The 16,110-nt window shown below is 64.9% G+C and carries 13 protein-coding genes and 1 pseudogene; 7 read left to right on the top strand and 7 right to left on the bottom strand.

The window, feature by feature from the left end; translation table 11 throughout:
- Positions 1 to 14: 14 nt before the first annotated feature.
- The 3 genes and pseudogenes from KVT32_RS12350 to KVT32_RS12340 form a co-directional block, all read left to right on the top strand.
- A pseudogene (locus tag KVT32_RS12350) lies at positions 15 to 536 on the top strand (LamG-like jellyroll fold domain-containing protein); the annotation flags it as partial.
- Between the two features lie 367 nt (positions 537 to 903).
- Positions 904 to 1,632: a DUF4403 family protein gene (locus KVT32_RS12345; RefSeq protein ID WP_217618281.1), complete on the top strand. Its 729-nt coding sequence runs from the start codon at positions 904 to 906 to the stop codon at positions 1,630 to 1,632.
- 150 nt (positions 1,633 to 1,782) lie between these two features.
- Positions 1,783 to 2,412, top strand: coding sequence for an HAD family hydrolase (locus tag KVT32_RS12340; RefSeq protein WP_217618280.1), 630 nt, complete (start codon positions 1,783 to 1,785; stop codon positions 2,410 to 2,412).
- A gap of 29 nt (positions 2,413 to 2,441) precedes the next feature.
- On the opposite strand, the gene KVT32_RS12335 is transcribed toward KVT32_RS12340, so the two are convergent.
- Genes KVT32_RS12335 through KVT32_RS12325 form a run of 3 tightly spaced genes read right to left on the bottom strand, consistent with a single transcriptional unit; the run spans position 2,442 to position 6,020 of the window.
- The gene (locus tag KVT32_RS12335) at positions 2,442 to 2,654 is read right to left on the bottom strand and encodes a hypothetical protein (RefSeq protein WP_180097545.1); all 213 of its coding nucleotides are present in this window, start codon (positions 2,652 to 2,654) and stop codon (positions 2,442 to 2,444) included.
- Positions 2,651 to 3,820, bottom strand: coding sequence for a PepSY domain-containing protein (locus tag KVT32_RS12330; protein WP_217618279.1), 1,170 nt, complete (start codon positions 3,818 to 3,820; stop codon positions 2,651 to 2,653). The genes KVT32_RS12335 and KVT32_RS12330 overlap by 4 nt, the downstream gene beginning before the upstream one ends.
- Positions 3,821 to 3,830: 10 nt before the next feature.
- Positions 3,831 to 6,020 carry a TonB-dependent receptor gene (locus tag KVT32_RS12325; protein ID WP_217618278.1) on the bottom strand — a complete coding sequence of 730 codons (2,190 nt, stop codon included), beginning with the start codon at positions 6,018 to 6,020 and terminating at the stop codon, positions 3,831 to 3,833.
- A 579-nt stretch (positions 6,021 to 6,599) separates the two neighbouring features.
- On the opposite strand from KVT32_RS12325, the gene KVT32_RS12320 reads away from it, so the two are divergent.
- Both KVT32_RS12320 and KVT32_RS12315 read left to right on the top strand, forming a co-directional pair.
- Complete coding sequence (locus KVT32_RS12320) at positions 6,600 to 7,784, top strand: S1 family peptidase (RefSeq protein WP_218895224.1); 1,185 nt, start codon at positions 6,600 to 6,602, stop codon at positions 7,782 to 7,784.
- Positions 7,785 to 7,859: 75 nt separating this feature from the next.
- Complete coding sequence (locus tag KVT32_RS12315; RefSeq protein ID WP_175156161.1) at positions 7,860 to 8,156, top strand: hypothetical protein; 297 nt, start codon at positions 7,860 to 7,862, stop codon at positions 8,154 to 8,156.
- A gap of 28 nt (positions 8,157 to 8,184) precedes the next feature.
- On the opposite strand, the gene KVT32_RS12310 is transcribed toward KVT32_RS12315, so the two are convergent.
- The 3 genes from KVT32_RS12310 to KVT32_RS12300 form a co-directional block, all read right to left on the bottom strand.
- Positions 8,185 to 8,874 (bottom strand): 4-carboxy-4-hydroxy-2-oxoadipate aldolase/oxaloacetate decarboxylase, encoded by a 690-nt coding sequence (locus KVT32_RS12310; protein WP_152382726.1) that lies wholly within the window; start codon positions 8,872 to 8,874, stop codon positions 8,185 to 8,187.
- Positions 8,871 to 9,590 (bottom strand): PIG-L deacetylase family protein, encoded by a 720-nt coding sequence (locus tag KVT32_RS12305; RefSeq protein WP_062841221.1) that lies wholly within the window; start codon positions 9,588 to 9,590, stop codon positions 8,871 to 8,873. Before KVT32_RS12305 ends, KVT32_RS12310 begins: the two co-directional genes overlap by 4 nt.
- 66 nt (positions 9,591 to 9,656) lie before the next feature.
- A complete protein-coding gene (locus KVT32_RS12300) occupies positions 9,657 to 10,661 on the bottom strand; it encodes a tripartite tricarboxylate transporter substrate binding protein (protein ID WP_217618277.1) in 1,005 nt (334 codons plus the stop codon).
- A gap of 110 nt (positions 10,662 to 10,771) precedes the next feature.
- Here KVT32_RS12300 and KVT32_RS12295 point away from each other — a divergent pair, with 110 nt between their 5' ends.
- Both KVT32_RS12295 and KVT32_RS12290 read left to right on the top strand, forming a co-directional pair.
- Positions 10,772 to 11,665, top strand: a complete 894-nt coding sequence (locus KVT32_RS12295; protein WP_128829353.1) for a LysR family transcriptional regulator — start codon at positions 10,772 to 10,774, stop codon at positions 11,663 to 11,665.
- 26 nt (positions 11,666 to 11,691) lie between these two features.
- Positions 11,692 to 12,537 carry a DMT family transporter gene (locus tag KVT32_RS12290; RefSeq protein ID WP_217618276.1) on the top strand — a complete coding sequence of 282 codons (846 nt, stop codon included), beginning with the start codon at positions 11,692 to 11,694 and terminating at the stop codon, positions 12,535 to 12,537.
- Positions 12,538 to 12,620: 83 nt separating this feature from the next.
- On the opposite strand, the gene KVT32_RS12285 is transcribed toward KVT32_RS12290, so the two are convergent.
- The gene (locus KVT32_RS12285; RefSeq protein WP_217618275.1) at positions 12,621 to 16,103 is read right to left on the bottom strand and encodes an autotransporter outer membrane beta-barrel domain-containing protein; all 3,483 of its coding nucleotides are present in this window, start codon (positions 16,101 to 16,103) and stop codon (positions 12,621 to 12,623) included.
- Positions 16,104 to 16,110 lie beyond the last annotated feature (7 nt).

The following is a 16,110-nucleotide window of genomic DNA, read 5'->3' as shown; positions in this document are numbered from 1 at the left end:
TCTTGTCCGGTGACAACGGCCAAACCGCGCCCAACGGTTACACGGTGGAAGCCTTCATCAAGATCGACCGCGATTGGGTAGCGTCCAAGCATGCGTGGATGAACATCATGACGCGCGACGGCAAGCGCGGTGATCTGCCAGGATTTACCGGGGGAGATCCGGAGTCGCCGCCGCTGCTGTTCGCCATTTCGAGCCTGCGCGAGATTCAGTGGGAAGTCGTGCCCGATGTGTCGGGCGCGCGTGGCGCCAAGGCCAACTGGTCGGGCGAGATCATTCCCGACAAGTGGATGCACGTGGCAGTGGTGAACGACGACACCACGCACGAAACCATTCTGTACGTGGAAGGCGCGCCGGTGCTGCGCAATACGTCGGACGCGCCGGGCCTTGCGACGCTGGCTGCCAATATGCCTTGGGTGATCGGCGCGGGTTCGTGGGATGGCGCGCGGGCCGATGGCTTCTTTGGCAGCGTGGGTGAGGTGCGTATTGTCGATCGGGCGCTGCAGCCGATCGACTGGCTGACCGCGCGTCGGCGTTGATCGATGCACGCGCCGCGGTCGGCCCCTGCCGCGGCGCGTGAGTGCATGACTGCATGCGCGCGTTGGTTTTCAACGTCGGTTGCTCTCGGTTCCATTTGAGCAGCGCGGCAAACGCCTATCTGTCTGGATTGATATCAAGTAGTACTTAAACCCGCACCCGCTAACGCGCTGCGGGTTTTTCTTCGTCTGGGATAATCCACGAGCCCTCGACCGTCAGATCCATCAGAAGCGCGAAACGACGCGACGGTAGACCGGTGTCGAAACCATGATCATATCCGTCGAATCCCTACTCGTGACCATCGCGCATGGGATTCACCCGCGTTTGAATATCTAAGCCCCTATGCCTCTGAAGACCTGGATTTCCCGCTTGCAGACCACGCGCTGCAGTTTGCTTGCCGCTTTGACCCTCTGCCTCTGCCTGCCCGCAAGTGCCGCGCAGGCATCCTCGTCAGACGCCGTCCACCCGCCAACCCTCGTGTGGGGCGCCGTTCCCAGCGCGGATCTGTACCTGCTGGTGGCCAGCCCGCGTCTCAGCAGGCCCGAGCTGCAACAACTAGTGGCCGACAAGATCGGTCGTGGGATTGGCGATAACCAAACCATCACCCAGGTCTGGAGCAATGTGCCGGAACCCATCCAGCTTTGGCTCTCGATCGACCCCGCGCGGCTTCGGGACGCCAAGCTGTCCACGGATCAGGCCTTGGAGGCGCTGGCTTCCAAACTGGGGATCTCCGCCCAGCCCACCCAGGGAGTCCGGCCGCCCCACGCGTGGATCTATTCCGGCGCCACACGCGAGAAGCTCGAAGCCTGGAGTGATGCGCCCCCAAGGCTCGCCGATGGCACCGTCATCAACCCATCGGAATGGACGACATTGACATACCTGCAAGCGCCGGAATCCTGGGAAGCCTGGAACAAGGTTGGGTTAAGCCTCACGGTGTCCGCAGAGGCGCGCCGCGATTCGTTGGAGAGCGTCGTCAGCGAACGGCTGAAAGCCCTGGCGCCCCATCTGCCCGATGACGTGTCGGTATTGATCCTGCCGGCGGGTCGCGGCTTGAATGAAGCCGACGGGATATTCGTCACGGTCGGGCGCGACGAGTAGTCCCGCACCCGGCGCTGGTGCCCCCCCTGCTCACCTAAGACCAGGGGAGCAATCAAGCTGCCGCACCTTTACCGCTAGAATTCCGTCGCAGACAGGCTGGGCATCACGATCCGGCCAACCAACGGAAAGCTTTATTGGCGCAGGAGGTCAATGGCAATCAAGGCCGTGGCATTCGACGTATTCGGAACCTTGGTCAACATCGATCGGCCAACCCGTCCCTTCCGCAAGCTGGTCCGCTTGCTGCACGAAGCGGGCCGCCCGCGCCAGCGCGACGACGGCATTCGGGCGATGAGCAGTGCGATCGACCTGCGGCAGGCTGCCCGTTTGTTTGGCGGGATGATCAGCGAAGATGCGCTGAACGCACTCGAAGCCGAGCTGCGCGAAGAGATTGAATCCATCACGTTGTTCTCGGACGCCGTGCCAACGTTACTGGCACTGAAGGCGCGCGGCATCAAGGTGGCGCTGTGTTCCAACCTGGCAGCGCCGTACGGCCCGCCCGTCCTGGACTTGCTGCCGTTTCAGCCGGACTTTTGCGCTTGGTCGTACGAGGCCGGGGCAGTGAAGCCGCAGCCTGAGATCTATCAGCATCTGTGCGAGGGCATTGCTTGCCAGCCCGAGGAAGTCCTGATGATCGGCGACACCATCGAGGCCGATATGATCGGGCCTCGGAAGTTCGGTATGCACGGGTATCACCTGGATCGGCACGCGGCAACATCGAATTCAGCGGAGTCCGTACGTTCGCTGAGCGATGTGCTTACGCTGATGGCCGCGCGCCATTGACGCCAAGCCGTCCGAATAAGAAGGCGGCCCTATCCGCCCCGGCGCCGCCAGGCCCACCAGACCGCCCCGATCGGCGCAAAGATCGCCAACCACGACACCCCGTCCCACACCCCATCGCCCAGCAGCGCCGACACCAGCCCCACCACCGAGGCCACGCCTAGCCAGATCGGCACGCGGAACACCTCGCCCGCCGTTTGCAGGTTCTCGGTTCGCGCGCCGCGCGCATCAACGTTCTTGCTCATTGCGCTGCCCCTTGCCGATCACCCTGCCGCAGCGCGTTGGCGGTCTCAGCGGCATCCGGGGTCAACGGTTTCGAAGCCGTTGCGGCCTTGGGCTTGCGCAGCCACAGATACAGTCCGCTACCCAGCACCACGATTGCAAAGAGATCCAGCACCGCCCAAAGAATCTTGAGCGGAAGGCCGCCGTAATCCCCAAAGTGCAGCGGCTGCGAAAGGAACAAGGTCTTTACGTACCAGGGCATCTCTCGCGTGTCGGTCAGCTCGCCGTTAGTGGCGTCCACCAGCGCGGGCTTTAGCAGGCGCGAGGTCACGGGCGTGTTGCCCTTCATGAAGAACGTGTAGTGATGCGGACTGGAAAACATCGTCCCCGGAAACGCGACGAGGCTCACCGCCATGTCCGGCACGGCGGCGCGTGCCGTGCGGATGGAAGCTTCCAGATGCGCGGGCTGCGTGACGGGCGGCAGGCCGCGGAACGGCGCGGTCATTTCCGCCATCTGGTCCATCTGCCAGAGGCTAAGCACGACGCGGTTCAGCGTATTGATGCTGCCCGTGATGCCAACGACCAGCAGCCACACCACCGTGACAATGCCCAACAGGTTATGCCAGTCCAGCCATTTGACGCGGGTGCTGCGCTGCGTGCGCAGCGCGCCAAATTTCAGGCGGCGCATGAAGGGGTAATACAGCACCACACCGGACACGATGGCGACCACCATCAAGAGGCCCATCGCGCCCAGGAACAGCATCCCCGGCAAGCCGGCGAACATGTCGGTATGCAGCTTGAGCATGACGTACATGAAGCCTTCGTCGGTGGCCGGTTCGTCCAGGACCTTGGCCGTGCGCGAGTCGATGACGACGGCGTTGTTTTCCTCGGGCGGCGCGTCGACGGCGCTGGCCATGGAGACATACGTAATGTCGGGATGCTCGTCCTGATCCCAGAACATGTAGCGGATGACTTCGCCCGGGCGGCGCTCCAGCGCGGTCTGGGCGATCTGGTCCATGCTGGCGTTGGGCGTGCCGGCGGGCATGGGCGGCGCTTCGACCACGCCCGACAGGTGCTCGATCTCTTCGTGGAAGATCAGGGGTAGTCCGGTCAGGCACAGCAGCAGCATGAAGACCGTGCAGACCAGACTGCTCCACTTGTGTATCCAGGACCAGGCTTGCGTGGACATCTCGGCTTCCTTAGAAGGCGATGCTGGTCGAGAACGTGTAGGTGCGCGGCGAGCCCACGAACAGGTAGCCTGCCGTGGCGGTGCCCCAGTAGTTCCGGTTGAACAGGTTCTCGACGTTGAAGCGGAAGGTGACGGGCGTGCCGCTGATCTTGGTCTCGTAGCGCGCTCCGGCGTCAACGCGGGTCCAGCTTGGCACCGACAAGGTGTTGTCGGCGTTGGCATACGTCCTGTCGGTGTAGATGACGCGGCCCAACACCGTCAGGCCCGGGACGAACGGGGTGTCCCACTCGGCGCCCAGGTTGAATTGCCAGTCGGGCACGCCGATGGCCTTGTTGCCCTGCAGGCCAGGCGTGGTGGCCTTGTTGATGACGGCGTCGATGTAGCTGATGCCGCCCAACAGGCGCACGCCCTTCGCGACTTCGCCGGCAAAGCTGGCTTCGACGCCTCGGTTGCGTTGTTCGCCGAATTCGCCAAAGGTGTTGCCCGAGATGCCGGAGCTGGGGCGGGTCAGCTCAAAGAGCGCGACAGTGGCCAGCATGTCGTCGTTCAGGTTGTACTTGACGCCGAGTTCCTTCTGCTTGGACTTGAAGGGCGACAGCATTTCGCCTGGATTGGTGATGGCCGCGCTGGTGGGCGCGGTGTCGCCTTGCGACAGGCCTTCGACGTAGCTGGCGTAGACCGACAGATCCGGCCGCACCTTGAATACGACGCCGGCCAGCGGCGTGGTGGCGCTCTTGTCATAGCGCGGGCCGCTGGGCTCGCCGTTGGCGAAGTTGTAGTTCTGGCCCTGCACGTTCTGGCGGCGCGCGCCCAGCGTCAGTTGCAGCCGGTCGTCCATGAAACCCAGGGTGTCGGCCAGCGCGTAGCTGGTCAGCTTGGTGCTCTGGTAGCGGTTAAGCGGATTGCTGATGCCGGAGATGGACGGCGTGTCGAAGATGTTGCCGGCGTAGATATTGGAATTGCCCGGCGGGAAACCGGTGTAGAAACCCAGATCGGACTTCTGGTCCAGCAGCGTGTAGCTGAAGGCGACCTTGTGGCTCACGGGGCCGGTCTTGAAGTTGCTGCGCAGGCCGGCTTCGGTGGACTTGCTGTCCACCGTCATCCGCTGCCAGCCGCCGAAGAAGGAGTAATCACCCTGCGTGTTCTGCAGCACGGGGTTGGCGGCGAAGGCGTCCCAGTCCAGCTTGCGTTGGCCGTAGCCTGCGTAGGCAGTCAGGTAGTCGGTGATGTCGTATTCGATCTTGAACACGCCGGCGGTATTGCGGCCGTCGCTCCAGCCCAGGCCCGGATACGGATTCTTGTTGCTAGGCGCCTCGGGAATCGAGGTCAGGTCCGCGCCAAGCTGAAACTGGCGCACGACGTTGTCGATGCGTTCCTTCTGCCAGATCAGGTCCAGGGAGGACCGCAGCTTTTCACCGCGATAGTCCAGCGCAACCGACCCCAGCGCTTCGCGTGTCGACTGGTCCTTGATTGGCGTGTCGCCGTCGCGCAGCATCCCGTTCACGCGGATGCCAAACGCGTTGTCGGGACCGAAGCGGCGTCCCACGTCGGCATGCACGCCAAAGACGGAGTCCGACATGACCGAGCCCGTGACCCGGGTGATGGGCTCATCGGTGGCGCGTTTGGGCACCAGATTGACGACGCCCCCCACGCTGCCGCCCGGCGTCATGCCGAAGAGCGCCGCCGACGGTCCCTTGATGATCTCCACGCGTTCCAGGGTCTCGACCGGTGCGCGCCAATAGGGCGTCAGGCCGAACATGCCGTTGAACGCGAAGTCTGCGGTCGGCACATTGAAGCCGCGGATGGTGAGGTCTTCGTTGATGTTGGACCGGGCACTGCTCATGCGCACGGACGGATCCATGGTGGCCACGTCGGCGACCGACCGGGCCTGCTCGTTCTCGATCGTCTGGGCGGTATAGCTGGTGACGCTGAACGGGGTGTCCATGACGGACGTGTTGCCCAGGATGCCCATGCGGGCGCCGCCGCCGATCAGACCGCCGGCGATGGGCGCGGGCGCCTCGCCCAGGGCAACGGGCGCGCTGGTCACCGTGACGGTGGGCAGGACGGTGATCGCGGCCGGCGCCTGCGTCTGCGCCGATACCGAGGCGGCGTAGAGCGCGGCGCTGCCCGCCAACGCCTGTTTCACCGCCAGGGCGACGCCCTTCTGCCTGCCTTGACGGCCATTCGATGCTTTACCCACAGCCCCACCCCATGCGTTCTTTTATATAAAACGCGCATGATAAGCATTCTTATTACATATCGCTACGGGGGTTTGTCTGGATGTGGTGCGGACGCATCAATGTCGCGAAATCCGGATCTCATCCGCCACCGCCAATCGCTTGATGTCCATACCAAAAGTTGTCCATACCAAAGCGCGGGGCACCGTCAAATAATGGCCGCATGACCGCTCAAAAGGCCTAATCCGCCGCCAGATCCCGCGGCTTGAAGCGCCTGGCAGCCCGCGCATCGGGCGGACTGCCGCGCGTTTCCCCTTCCTGCGGAGCGCCGAGGCCGATAGCCGGCGGGCTACCGCAGCACACGCCGGTGGCGCGGCGTCCAGCCCTGCCGCCTTCTCCGAGCCCCTCCCCGACATTTCTCTCCAGCCCCGATCCGCCCGCCGCCAACTGCCTGGTGCGCTCGCCGCAAGGCGCGCCCGCGGGCTGGGGCTGCCTTTGTCCGGCCAGACCGGCCATCCATCACAAGGAGCCATCGACAAACCATTTAGTGGCAATCACACGGTTCTAGCTAACGCTTACCCAATCAGTTGGAGGACATTGTCATGTCAGGAAAGAACAACAACACCCCACGGGTGGACAACCCGGGCGAAGAAGACCAAGGCGGGCCGGCCAACGGCAAGTCCGCTTCCGGGGCGCCCGAGAACCCGGACTCTGACGCCGCCGGACTCGAAGCGCTGGGCCAAGAGGCGGAACAACAAGCCGTATTTGCCGAAGCGGGCGTATCCAATGATCTGCTGGCGCTGCGGGACGCGATCGAGGCGCAGTTGCTGACCGCGTCCGGCGAATTCCGGACGCTTTCGGATGCTGGCTCTTCCGAAGGCATCGTCGGGGTCGGCATAGGATTGCCGGACCCCACCAATGTCACATTCGGACCGGGCGGGCCCGGTGAGCCCGTGCTGACGATCTTCACCGAAAGCGCCATGCCGCAGGAGGCGGTGCTTGGCCAGGTGGCGCAGGCGGCAGGTACACGCGCCCTATCGAGTGTGCCGGTGCAGCAGGTGCCGGTGGGCGTGGTGGATGCGTATTCGCATCGCGCGCGGCATCGGCCCGCGCCTGCCGGCGTGTCGGTCGGTCACGTCAACGTCACGGCAGGTACGCTCGGAAGCCGGGCGATCGGGCTGACGGCGCCGTGGACCAATCGCCATCTGATCCTCAGCAACAACCACGTGCTGGCAAACTCCAACGTCGCCAGCGTGAACGACAGCATCATCCAGCCGGGGACGGCGGACGGTGGCCGGCATCCGGGCGATCAGATTGCCGTGCTGGCACGCTGGGTTCCCATTGCATTTGGCGGCGCGGCGAATTTTGTGGACGCCGCATTCGGCTGGGCGTGGCACGAGCGTATCCGCGGTGATCAATATTATTTATCGGGGGGCAGCGCCGCGTATTACAAAACCGGCACGGCGCCGCTTGCCGCGTCGCTGGGGCTGATCGTCGGCAAAAGCGGCCGTACCACGGGTCTGACTCAGGGCCGCGTGACACAGATTGGCGTGTCGGTTAACGTCAATTATGGCGGCGGCCGCGTCGCGCTGTTCCGTAATCAGATTGCCATTCAGTCCGTCAACGCCAACCCGTTCTCCGCGGGCGGCGATTCCGGCTCGCTGATCTGGCACTGGGCATCCGGGGTGCGACCCGTCGCTTTGCTGTTTGCGGGCGGCGGCGGCACGACGTTTGCCAATCCGATTGCGTCCGTGCTGTCCGCACTGAACATCAGGCTATTGCCCTGATTGACGTTCCGGCCGCCCTGCCCAACCAGGGCGGCCGCTTATCAAGCCATATCCGAAGCACGAGGAGCTGGAGCCATGAGCGACACACGAAAACCCGGACCCGACTTCTCCGGCGCAGGCGCCGTCGAATACAACCCGGATCAAACGCAGCCGGCCGGCGCCGCTGGTCAGATACTTGCCAGCGAGGAAGCAAGGCTGCTTGCCACGCCGGGCGTCGTCTCGGTGGGCGTCACCACGGGGCGCCCCGGCGAAGAAGCGCTTGCCGTGGGCGTGACGGACGCCAACGTCGCGGCGCGCCTGCCCCGCGAAATCAATGGCGTCCCGTTGGTGATTACAGTGACCGGACCGGTGGACGCGCAAGGGCAGCGCTAACGCCCACCCGGTAAGCAGCGCCGGCGTTTCAGCCTCCCGGGGTGCGGTCCACGTACACCAGCCCGGCAGCCGCCAGCTTTTCGCGCATGCCGTAAATATCCAGCCCCAATTCCCCGGCGGCCAGCCGCTTGCGCTTGTCCGCCTCGTTGCGCAGGCGCGCGTCGCACGCATCGGCCACTTGCGCCGCCCGCGCACGCGGCACGATGCACACGCCATCGTCGTCCGCAATGACGACATCCCCGGGTTGCACCAGCGCCCCAGCGCACACGACCGGCACATTCACCGATCCCGGCGTTGCCTTGACCGTGCCCTTGGCCGATACGCACTTGGACCACACCGGAAACTGCATGTCCTTCAACGCGGCGACATCGCGGCAGCCCGCGTCGATCACCAGTCCTTGCACGCCCCGGGCACGCATGGAAGTTGCCAGAAGCTCTCCGAACATGCCGTCTTCATTGGACGACGCGCAGGCCACCACGACGATATCTCCAGGCCGGCAGAGTTCGATGGCGACGTGCAGCATCCAGTTGTCGCCCGGCTGCGCCAGCACCGTGATCGCGCTGCCCGCGATGGATGCGCCAGCGTAGATGGGCCGAAGAGTGGGCTGCAAGAGGCCCGTTCGTTGCTGCGCTTCGTGCGCGGTGGCGACGCCTGCCGACGCCAGGCGTGCGATGACCGTGCTGTCCGCCCGCTCGATGTTCCTGACCGCGAGGCTCATGCCAACTCTCCAGTGACCTGCGGGAAAACGCGCTGGTAGCCCTCGGCGTATTTAATCTTCAGGTTCGAGTTGCGCGACGCCTGCACGCCGCGTTGCAGGGCGACGCGGGTGTAGTACTCCCACAGGTGTTCCTGCGCGGCCATGGTCTCGAAGGCCCGGCGCTTCTGATCCCAGACTTCGGAGATATCGAGCAGCACTTCGGGCTTCCATTCGCACTGTTCGGGCTGATGCGGCTCAAAGAGGAATACTGGCGGTGCGCCCAGCACCGCTTGCTCCGGATGATGCCCATGCGCCTGCGCGATCACGCGGGCTTCCTGCGCCACGTGCGTCGCCAGCGGATGGTCGAAGTTGTACGGGTCTTTCTGGGAATGCGTCAGCACGAACTCCGGCTGCAATTCGCGGTAGACGTCCACCAGCTCGAACAGCGCCTCGTCCGATACGCGCAAGGGATAGTCGCCGCAGTCCATGAAGCGGATGTCGGCGCCCAGGATGCCGGCGGCCAGACGCGCCTCGTCGCGGCGGTCGGCCTTGACCCGCTCCAGCGTCATGCCGGGCTGCTTCCACAGCTTGGCCGATTCGCCGCGTTCGCCAAACGACAGGCACACCACGGTGATTTTCCAGCCGCGCTTGGCGTACAGCGCGATGGCGCCACCCGCGCGCCACACAAAGTCCGCGGAGTGCGCGCTGACGACCAGCGCGTTCTTTTGCCGTTCCATTTCAGTTCCTTTATGCTGTGTTTCGCCCGCGGACCGCGCCGCGGCCCCGGGCTGGCGCAAAGCCCATCAATCGGCCTTGATGCCCGCGTCCTTGATGACCTTGGTCCATTTGGTGGTTTCAGCCGCCACGAATTCGCCAAACTGCTTGTCCGAGCCGGGCGTGACCACCGCGCCCATCTCGGCAAAGCGCTTCTTCACGTCGGGGTCATTCAGCGCGGATTGCAGCGCGGCGTTGAGCTTTGCGGTGACGTCGGGCGGCAGATCCTTGGGGCCGATAAGTCCCCACCAGACCGTCGCCATCGCGCCCGGCAGGCCTTGCGACACCACGGTGGGCACATCGGGCAGCATGCTCGCCGGCTCGTCGTCAAGCACGGCCAGCGCGCGCAGCTTTCCAGCCTTGACGTGTGAGACGACTTCCAGCGGATTGATCGACATGAAGGAGATCCGCTGTCCCAACAGATCCGTGACCGCGGGCGAGCCGCCCTTGTACGGCACGTGCAGCGCCTTCATGCTGCTCTCGCGCTTGAGCAGTTCGCTGGCCAGATGGCCCGAGCTGCCATTGCCGGCCGACGCGTAGGTCAGCTTGTCCGGGTGCGCGCGGCCGTAGTCGGTCAGATCCTTCAAGGTCTTGAACGACGATTCGACGGGCACCACCACCGCCAGCGGCGCGTAACCGATCGCGCCCACCGGCGTGAAGTCGCGCGCGGGGTCAAAGGTCAGCTTGGAGAACAGCGCGCCGTTGGCGGCCAGCGTGTTCGATGCGGTCAGCAGCGTGTAGCCGTCCGCCGGGGCGCGCGCCACCGCGTCCATGCCGATGTTCGTCGCCGCGCCGGGGCGGTTGTCGACGATGATCGTCTGCTTCAGCGCGTCGCCCATTTTCTGGCTGACCAGGCGGGTAACGATGTCGACGCCGCCACCCGCGGCGTAGGGCACCACGATGCGGATCGGCTTGTCGGGATAGGCGCCCTGGGCGGCTGCCGGCAAGGGCGCCAGCATCGCGGCCATCAGGGCGCTTACTGCTGCGGCGGCGGCAAAGGTGCGGCGGGACCGGGACGGCGCGTAAGCCTTCATGGTTGTCTCCTATGTCGTTATGCGTGTTGGTATGGGCGCATGATGCGCGCTGTACACTCATACCGTCCAATACCGTTTTCCACGACGATCTATTTGCTTTCCAAATCGATATGGATTTTCGCCAACTGCGTTACTTCGTCGCCGTCGCCGAGGAACTGAGCTTCAGCCAGGCCGCGCGCCGGCTGCATGTGAGCCAGCCGCCGCTCAGCCTGCAGATCAAGGCGCTGGAAGAAGAGCTGGGGTCGCCGCTCTTGACGCGCACAAGCCGCAGCGTGGAACTGACGCAGGCGGGCGCGTTGTTTCTGGATCAGGCGCGCCGCGCGCTGGCGCATCTGGAACGCGCGGGCGAGGTCGTGCGGCAGTCCGCGCTGGGTGAAACCGGCGAGATCCGCGTGGCATTCACGGCGTCTGTGCCGATGTTCGACGCGTTCCCTCGTATCGTGCATGCCTTTCGCACGGATTTTCCGGGCGTGGGTGTGGACCTGAGCCACCAGTCCACCGGACAGCAACTGCGCGCGCTGGCGTCCAAGGACATCGACGTGGGCTTTCTGCGCCCATCCATCCTGTTCGTGCCGCCGCCCAATATCGCGACGCTGCCACTGTGGACCGACCGGCTCATGGCCGCCCTGCCCCAATCGCATCCGCTGGCGCGCCGCAACGCGCCGTTGTCGATGACCGACCTGGCGGACGAGTCCTTCATCCTGTTCCCGCGCGGGCTGGGCTGCGGCTTGTTCGACCACGTGGGCGTGCTGGCCAGCCGCGCGGGCTTTGCCCCGCAAGTGGGCCAGGAAGCGCGCGAAGGCGCGACCATCATCGGCCTGGTGGCGGCAGGAATGGGCATCTCGATCCTGCCCGACACCTACATGAAGACGGGCATTCCCGGCGTGGCCTATCGCGAACTGGACACGCCGGATGCGCAAAGCCAGGTATTGCTGGCGTATCGTTCGGAGGATGGGTCCGCGCTGGTGCAGCGGTTCCGCGAAACCGCCCAGGCCGCGCAGTAAAGGAAGCGGCAGCCGCGTCCTTCGCCATGACCTTCCGCCTCTTCGCGCTCACCCTATTGGCCATGCTGGCCTTTGCCGGCAACTCACTGCTTTGCCGGGTCGCACTCAAGCAGACGGCCATTGATCCCACCACCTTCTTCACCATCCGCATCGTGTCGGGCGCGCTGATGCTGTGCCTGGTGCTGGCGCTTCGCCGGCAGACCGGGCGTGTCGAAGGCACGTGGGCGGGCGCGCTGGCGCTGGTGGGTTATGCGCTCGCCTTCTCGTATGCCTATACGCATGTGCCTGCGGGCACGGGTGCGCTGCTGCTCTTCGGGGCCATTCAAATCAGCATGATTCTGTATGGCCTCGTGGCCGGGGAACGGTTGGCGGCGATGCAATGGGCCGGCACGGCGCTGGCGGTTGCCGGACTCGTCGCGTTGATGTGGCCCAGCGCCAATGCGCCACCGGTGTTTTACGGATTGCTGATGATCCTGTCCGGGGTGGCATGGAGCATCTATTCGCTGTTGGGCCGAGGCGCAAAGAACCCGGCCGCCGCGACGGCCGGAAATTTCATCCGGGCAGCGCCCGTCGCGGTGGCGCTGCTGCTTGCGCAATTGGCCGCCTCCCACGTTCGATTCGATACCGCCGGCGCGGCCTATGCGGTGGCCTCTGGCGCGGTGACCTCGGGGCTGGGCTACATCCTGTGGTACGCCGCGCTCAAACAGTTGACCGTGACGCGCGCCGCCACCGTACAGCTCAGCGTGCCCGTGCTGGCGCCGCTGGGCGGGACGGTGTTCCTGGACGAACCGATGACCGCGTTGCTGATCGCGGCGTCGGCCTTGGTGTTGACCGGCGTGTCGCTGGTGATCTTCAACAAGCGCGCGGCGTGAACCGCCGGGGTGCCTGACGTGGGAGCGCAGACAGCCCCGGCTGGCAAAGGCCGCCCGCACGGCGCGGCCTGCGCGGTTTGTGGTTACCAGCGATACCCAACATTCAGCATGCCGCCGTAGCCCCGCTGGCCGCCGTTTCCAGCCTGGCCAAACAGCTCGCCGCTGACCTGCCACGACTCGCGGACATTGCCTGCCACGCCGATTCGCAGTTCCGCCGCGTCGCGCATGGGCGTGGCCTGGAAGGTCGATGCGCCCACGTTGGCTTTCGCGCTGCCCGAGTTGTGCAGCCAATTGGCTTCGACGTAAGGCCGCACAGCGGACGTGGCGGCGTCGTTGCCAAGCGGGTATGCGCGGACACCCACGCGCGAAGTGACTGAACTGGCGGGCGAGTTTTTCAGCGTCATGCTGGGCAGCACAGCGTCCTGGGCGTCGTATCGCGTGTAGGCCAGTTGCGCTTGCGGCACCACGACCATCGCACCCAACGCGGAATCGGCGGCGAAGGGCTTGAACGCATATCCCGCTTCCACCGACGCGGTCCAGGTGTTGGAGCGGTATCGGGCCGAGCCCAGTTCGCTATTGATTTCGTTGGAATAGCGGCCGAACTGCAACCACGAATCGGCGTATGCGCCCAAGCGGGTGGCATCGTCGGCGTAAGCGGTGGCATAGATGCCCATCGAATACCCGGTGACCTTGCCTCGGGCATCGGCACGCATCGCCATGCCGGTTCCCGGGTGGATGAGTTGGGAAGTGGCGTGCGTGCGCGCATCGCCCGCCCCGGCCATGACCCCCGCCTTGAGGACGCCTTGCTGACCCAGTCGCGTGCTCACGAGGTCGGCGCCCATCTGCAGCATGGCGGTGTCGGTGTCGATGCTGACGTGACCTTCGTTAAGTTTCATGCCGGTGTGGCGCGCGCCCGCAGTACGTGCCCACACCTGCCGGGACGCGCTGCCGGGTGCTGATTGACCTGCCGACGTTTGCGCCACGGTCCGATCCGCCAGGCGATGCACGAACATCCGGGTCGCCGCGACCTGATTGCCGATATGCGCGCCGTTTTCCGGCGAGACGTTCTGCAGATATCCCGGCGGGGTAGAACCGGTTGAGCCACCGCCACTGCCGGGAGGCGTAGTCACACCACCGCCCGGTGGCGTTTCGGTGCCACTACCCGGCGGCGTTTCAATGCCGCTGCCGGGAGGCGTCTCAGTACCGCTGCCGGGAGGCGTTTCAGTACCACTGCCGGGAGGCGTTTCGGTTCCACTGCCCGGAGGTGTTTCAGTACCACTGCCAGGAGGCGTTTCAGTACCGCTGCCCGGCGGCGTTTCAATGCCACTTCCCGGCAGCGTCGTCGACGTCAGATACCAATCGGACGCAACGCCGCCCGTGCCGCCCTGAACCAGGAAATAGTCGTAGCCATTCAAACCGAGGCTAATGGTTGAGGGCCGGTAGCCAGTCGAGTTGGCGTCCAGATAAAAAGCATTGCCTGAAATCGTGGCTCCGTTGGTGGCCTGCACGAGCCGGATGCCTTGCGTGGTCAACGCGCCTGCCCCGCCGGCGTTCAAGACACGCAGCCCGGTGGTGCCCGTGACCGCGCCGCCGTCCACGACGAGCCGGTCGGTCAAGGACGTATCGTCGCCCAGCTGGGTATTCATGACCAAGGTGCCGCCGCCGATGTAGTCGGAGACGGTCAGCGTCTTGAATCCAGATTGCGCATCGGGAGACACGAACCGGACGACGCCCGCGTTCGTCAGGGTCTTGACGACCGAATCGCCGCGCATGTTCCAGACGCTGCTGCCGTCTAACTTGACGCTGTCCACCGAACCCTGCCCCGCGCGCACCGCGCCGGTCCACGCAGTGCCGCTGGCCAGGCCAATGTCGACGCGGCCGCTGTCGGAAGTCAGCACGTCGCCCGTCATGAGCGCGTCTGTGGCGTTCAGGGTGACGCGTTGCGTCTGGTACGGTTGCCCGGGGACGATTCCCGCGTTGGGAGTCGCCTGCGTTCTAAGTAGGATGCCGCTGGCTTCGTCGCCGCCGGATCGGGTCATCACCGTGGCGTTCTGGACGGAGATGTCGTGATCTCCACCCCTGACGAGAAACCCCACGCCATCGTGGGTCTGGAGGTTGCTGCCGTCGGCCAATACGACCGAGTTGGCGCCCTGCGGCTCGTAGCGCACGCTCTGTACGCCGTTTGCGTTCTGACCCGTCATGATGACTTGCGTGTCGCTCAGCGAAACAGCCGTGTCGCCGGAGCCTATGTTTCCAAGCAACTGCACGCCGGTCGCGTTTGTGGACTGGCCATTCAATTGGGAATGGACGGCGTCGATGTGCGCCCCGTCGGTGGCCCGGAGCGCCCTTCCCCCTGTGCCGGACACGTCCACCGTGACGCCGTCCAGCGAAACTTGGGCGCCGCGTTGTGCGGCGCTCGCCCCTACCGCATTGGTGGCTTCGGCCAGCACATGCGTGCCGACGGCGGCAATCGTTGTTGGCGCCGTGTCATCCTCCGAAAACGCATACAGGCCGGCTTGTCCTGCACGCAGCGTGCCTCCTTGAACCTGAGCCGACCCGTTGGCAGTGCGAATCCCGTACCGGCTGGCGTGAATATCCACGTCCTTCGCGTTGATCACTTGGTTGGCCCGCCCGACGACGCCGTCAGTGACGGCGACGGCCTCGCTACCGATCGTCACGTTATCGAGTGACGCTGTGGATGCCGTCGTGCCCAACAAGTAGACCCCAATGAAGACGCTGTGCGGCCCTCCCACGACCGTGTCGGCGATGCTCAGGGTTGCACCGTCAGAAGCGGTAACGCCGCCTTCGATGACGCTTCCTTGCACGGTCGCCACGGCGCTGCCGGACACATGCAGAGACGCCGCATCACCCGGTACGCTTCCTGCCTTGACGTGACTGTCCGTCATCATGAAATCAGCGTCTTGGACCGAGATGTGCGCACCCGTCGCCGTGCCCATCTCATCCTCACTGGAGAGAATGACGTTGGACAACTCGACGCGCCCCCCTAACTGGGAGCGTACGCCGTAACTGTTCACCCCGTTGCGATCAATACTCTTGATCTCAAGGTCTCTTGCCGTGATGACCCCGCCCTCGGAAGCGCGGATTGTCGCCTCGAAGCCGCCCGATCCCGACACCGTTCCGCCAAGCAGATTGATGCGGCCCGCATCGGTCGCAAGCACGGCCGTTGCCTCCGAGGAGATGAGGGAAATGTCGGCGTGAACAAAACTATTTTCCTGGGACGCGGACAATGCAGGCCCGGCTTGCGTCTGGATCGTGCTGTCCGTGATCGTGATCGAGCCACCGCTTTGGGCATGGGCGCCTCGGGCGTCCGCCTCTGCGGTCACGGTGATACCGTTTACGAAGATGCTATTGCCCTGATTGTTGACGCGGATTGCGTCTCCAGTGTTGACGTTGATGCTCGCGCCGGGGAACACCTCCATCGACGTGTTGCCTTCCGGGTCATCAATGAGGATAGGCGCTGCCGGTGCCGCCAACACCATCAAGGGAAAGGCCGGGACCGTGGCGGCGAGAATCGCCGCGACAACCGGGGAAAGGGGGAAATGCATTGCAAGC

The sequence above is a fragment of the Achromobacter sp. GbtcB20 genome (assembly GCF_019091095.1).
In the GTDB taxonomy this organism is placed as follows: domain Bacteria; phylum Pseudomonadota; class Gammaproteobacteria; order Burkholderiales; family Burkholderiaceae_B; genus Achromobacter; species Achromobacter mucicolens.
The sequence above is the reverse complement of the archived record's forward strand: the minus strand, read 5'-3'. Positions and strand labels throughout refer to the sequence as shown.

Coding starts and splice junctions, on each gene's coding strand:
- KVT32_RS12340 (WP_217618280.1), top strand. CDS start 1,783: ATGGCAATCAAGGCCGTGGCATTCGACGTATTCGGAACCTTGGTCAAC.
- KVT32_RS12335 (WP_180097545.1), bottom strand. CDS start 2,654: ATGAGCAAGAACGTTGATGCGCGCGGCGCGCGAACCGAGAACCTGCAA.
- KVT32_RS12330 (WP_217618279.1), bottom strand. CDS start 3,820: ATGTCCACGCAAGCCTGGTCCTGGATACACAAGTGGAGCAGTCTGGTC.
- KVT32_RS12320 (WP_218895224.1), top strand. CDS start 6,600: ATGTCAGGAAAGAACAACAACACCCCACGGGTGGACAACCCGGGCGAA.
- KVT32_RS12315 (WP_175156161.1), top strand. CDS start 7,860: ATGAGCGACACACGAAAACCCGGACCCGACTTCTCCGGCGCAGGCGCC.
- KVT32_RS12310 (WP_152382726.1), bottom strand. CDS start 8,874: ATGAGCCTCGCGGTCAGGAACATCGAGCGGGCGGACAGCACGGTCATC.
- KVT32_RS12305 (WP_062841221.1), bottom strand. CDS start 9,590: ATGGAACGGCAAAAGAACGCGCTGGTCGTCAGCGCGCACTCCGCGGAC.
- KVT32_RS12300 (WP_217618277.1), bottom strand. CDS start 10,661: ATGAAGGCTTACGCGCCGTCCCGGTCCCGCCGCACCTTTGCCGCCGCC.
- KVT32_RS12295 (WP_128829353.1), top strand. CDS start 10,772: ATGGATTTTCGCCAACTGCGTTACTTCGTCGCCGTCGCCGAGGAACTG.
- KVT32_RS12290 (WP_217618276.1), top strand. CDS start 11,692: ATGACCTTCCGCCTCTTCGCGCTCACCCTATTGGCCATGCTGGCCTTT.
- KVT32_RS12285 (WP_217618275.1), bottom strand. CDS start 16,103: ATGCATTTCCCCCTTTCCCCGGTTGTCGCGGCGATTCTCGCCGCCACG.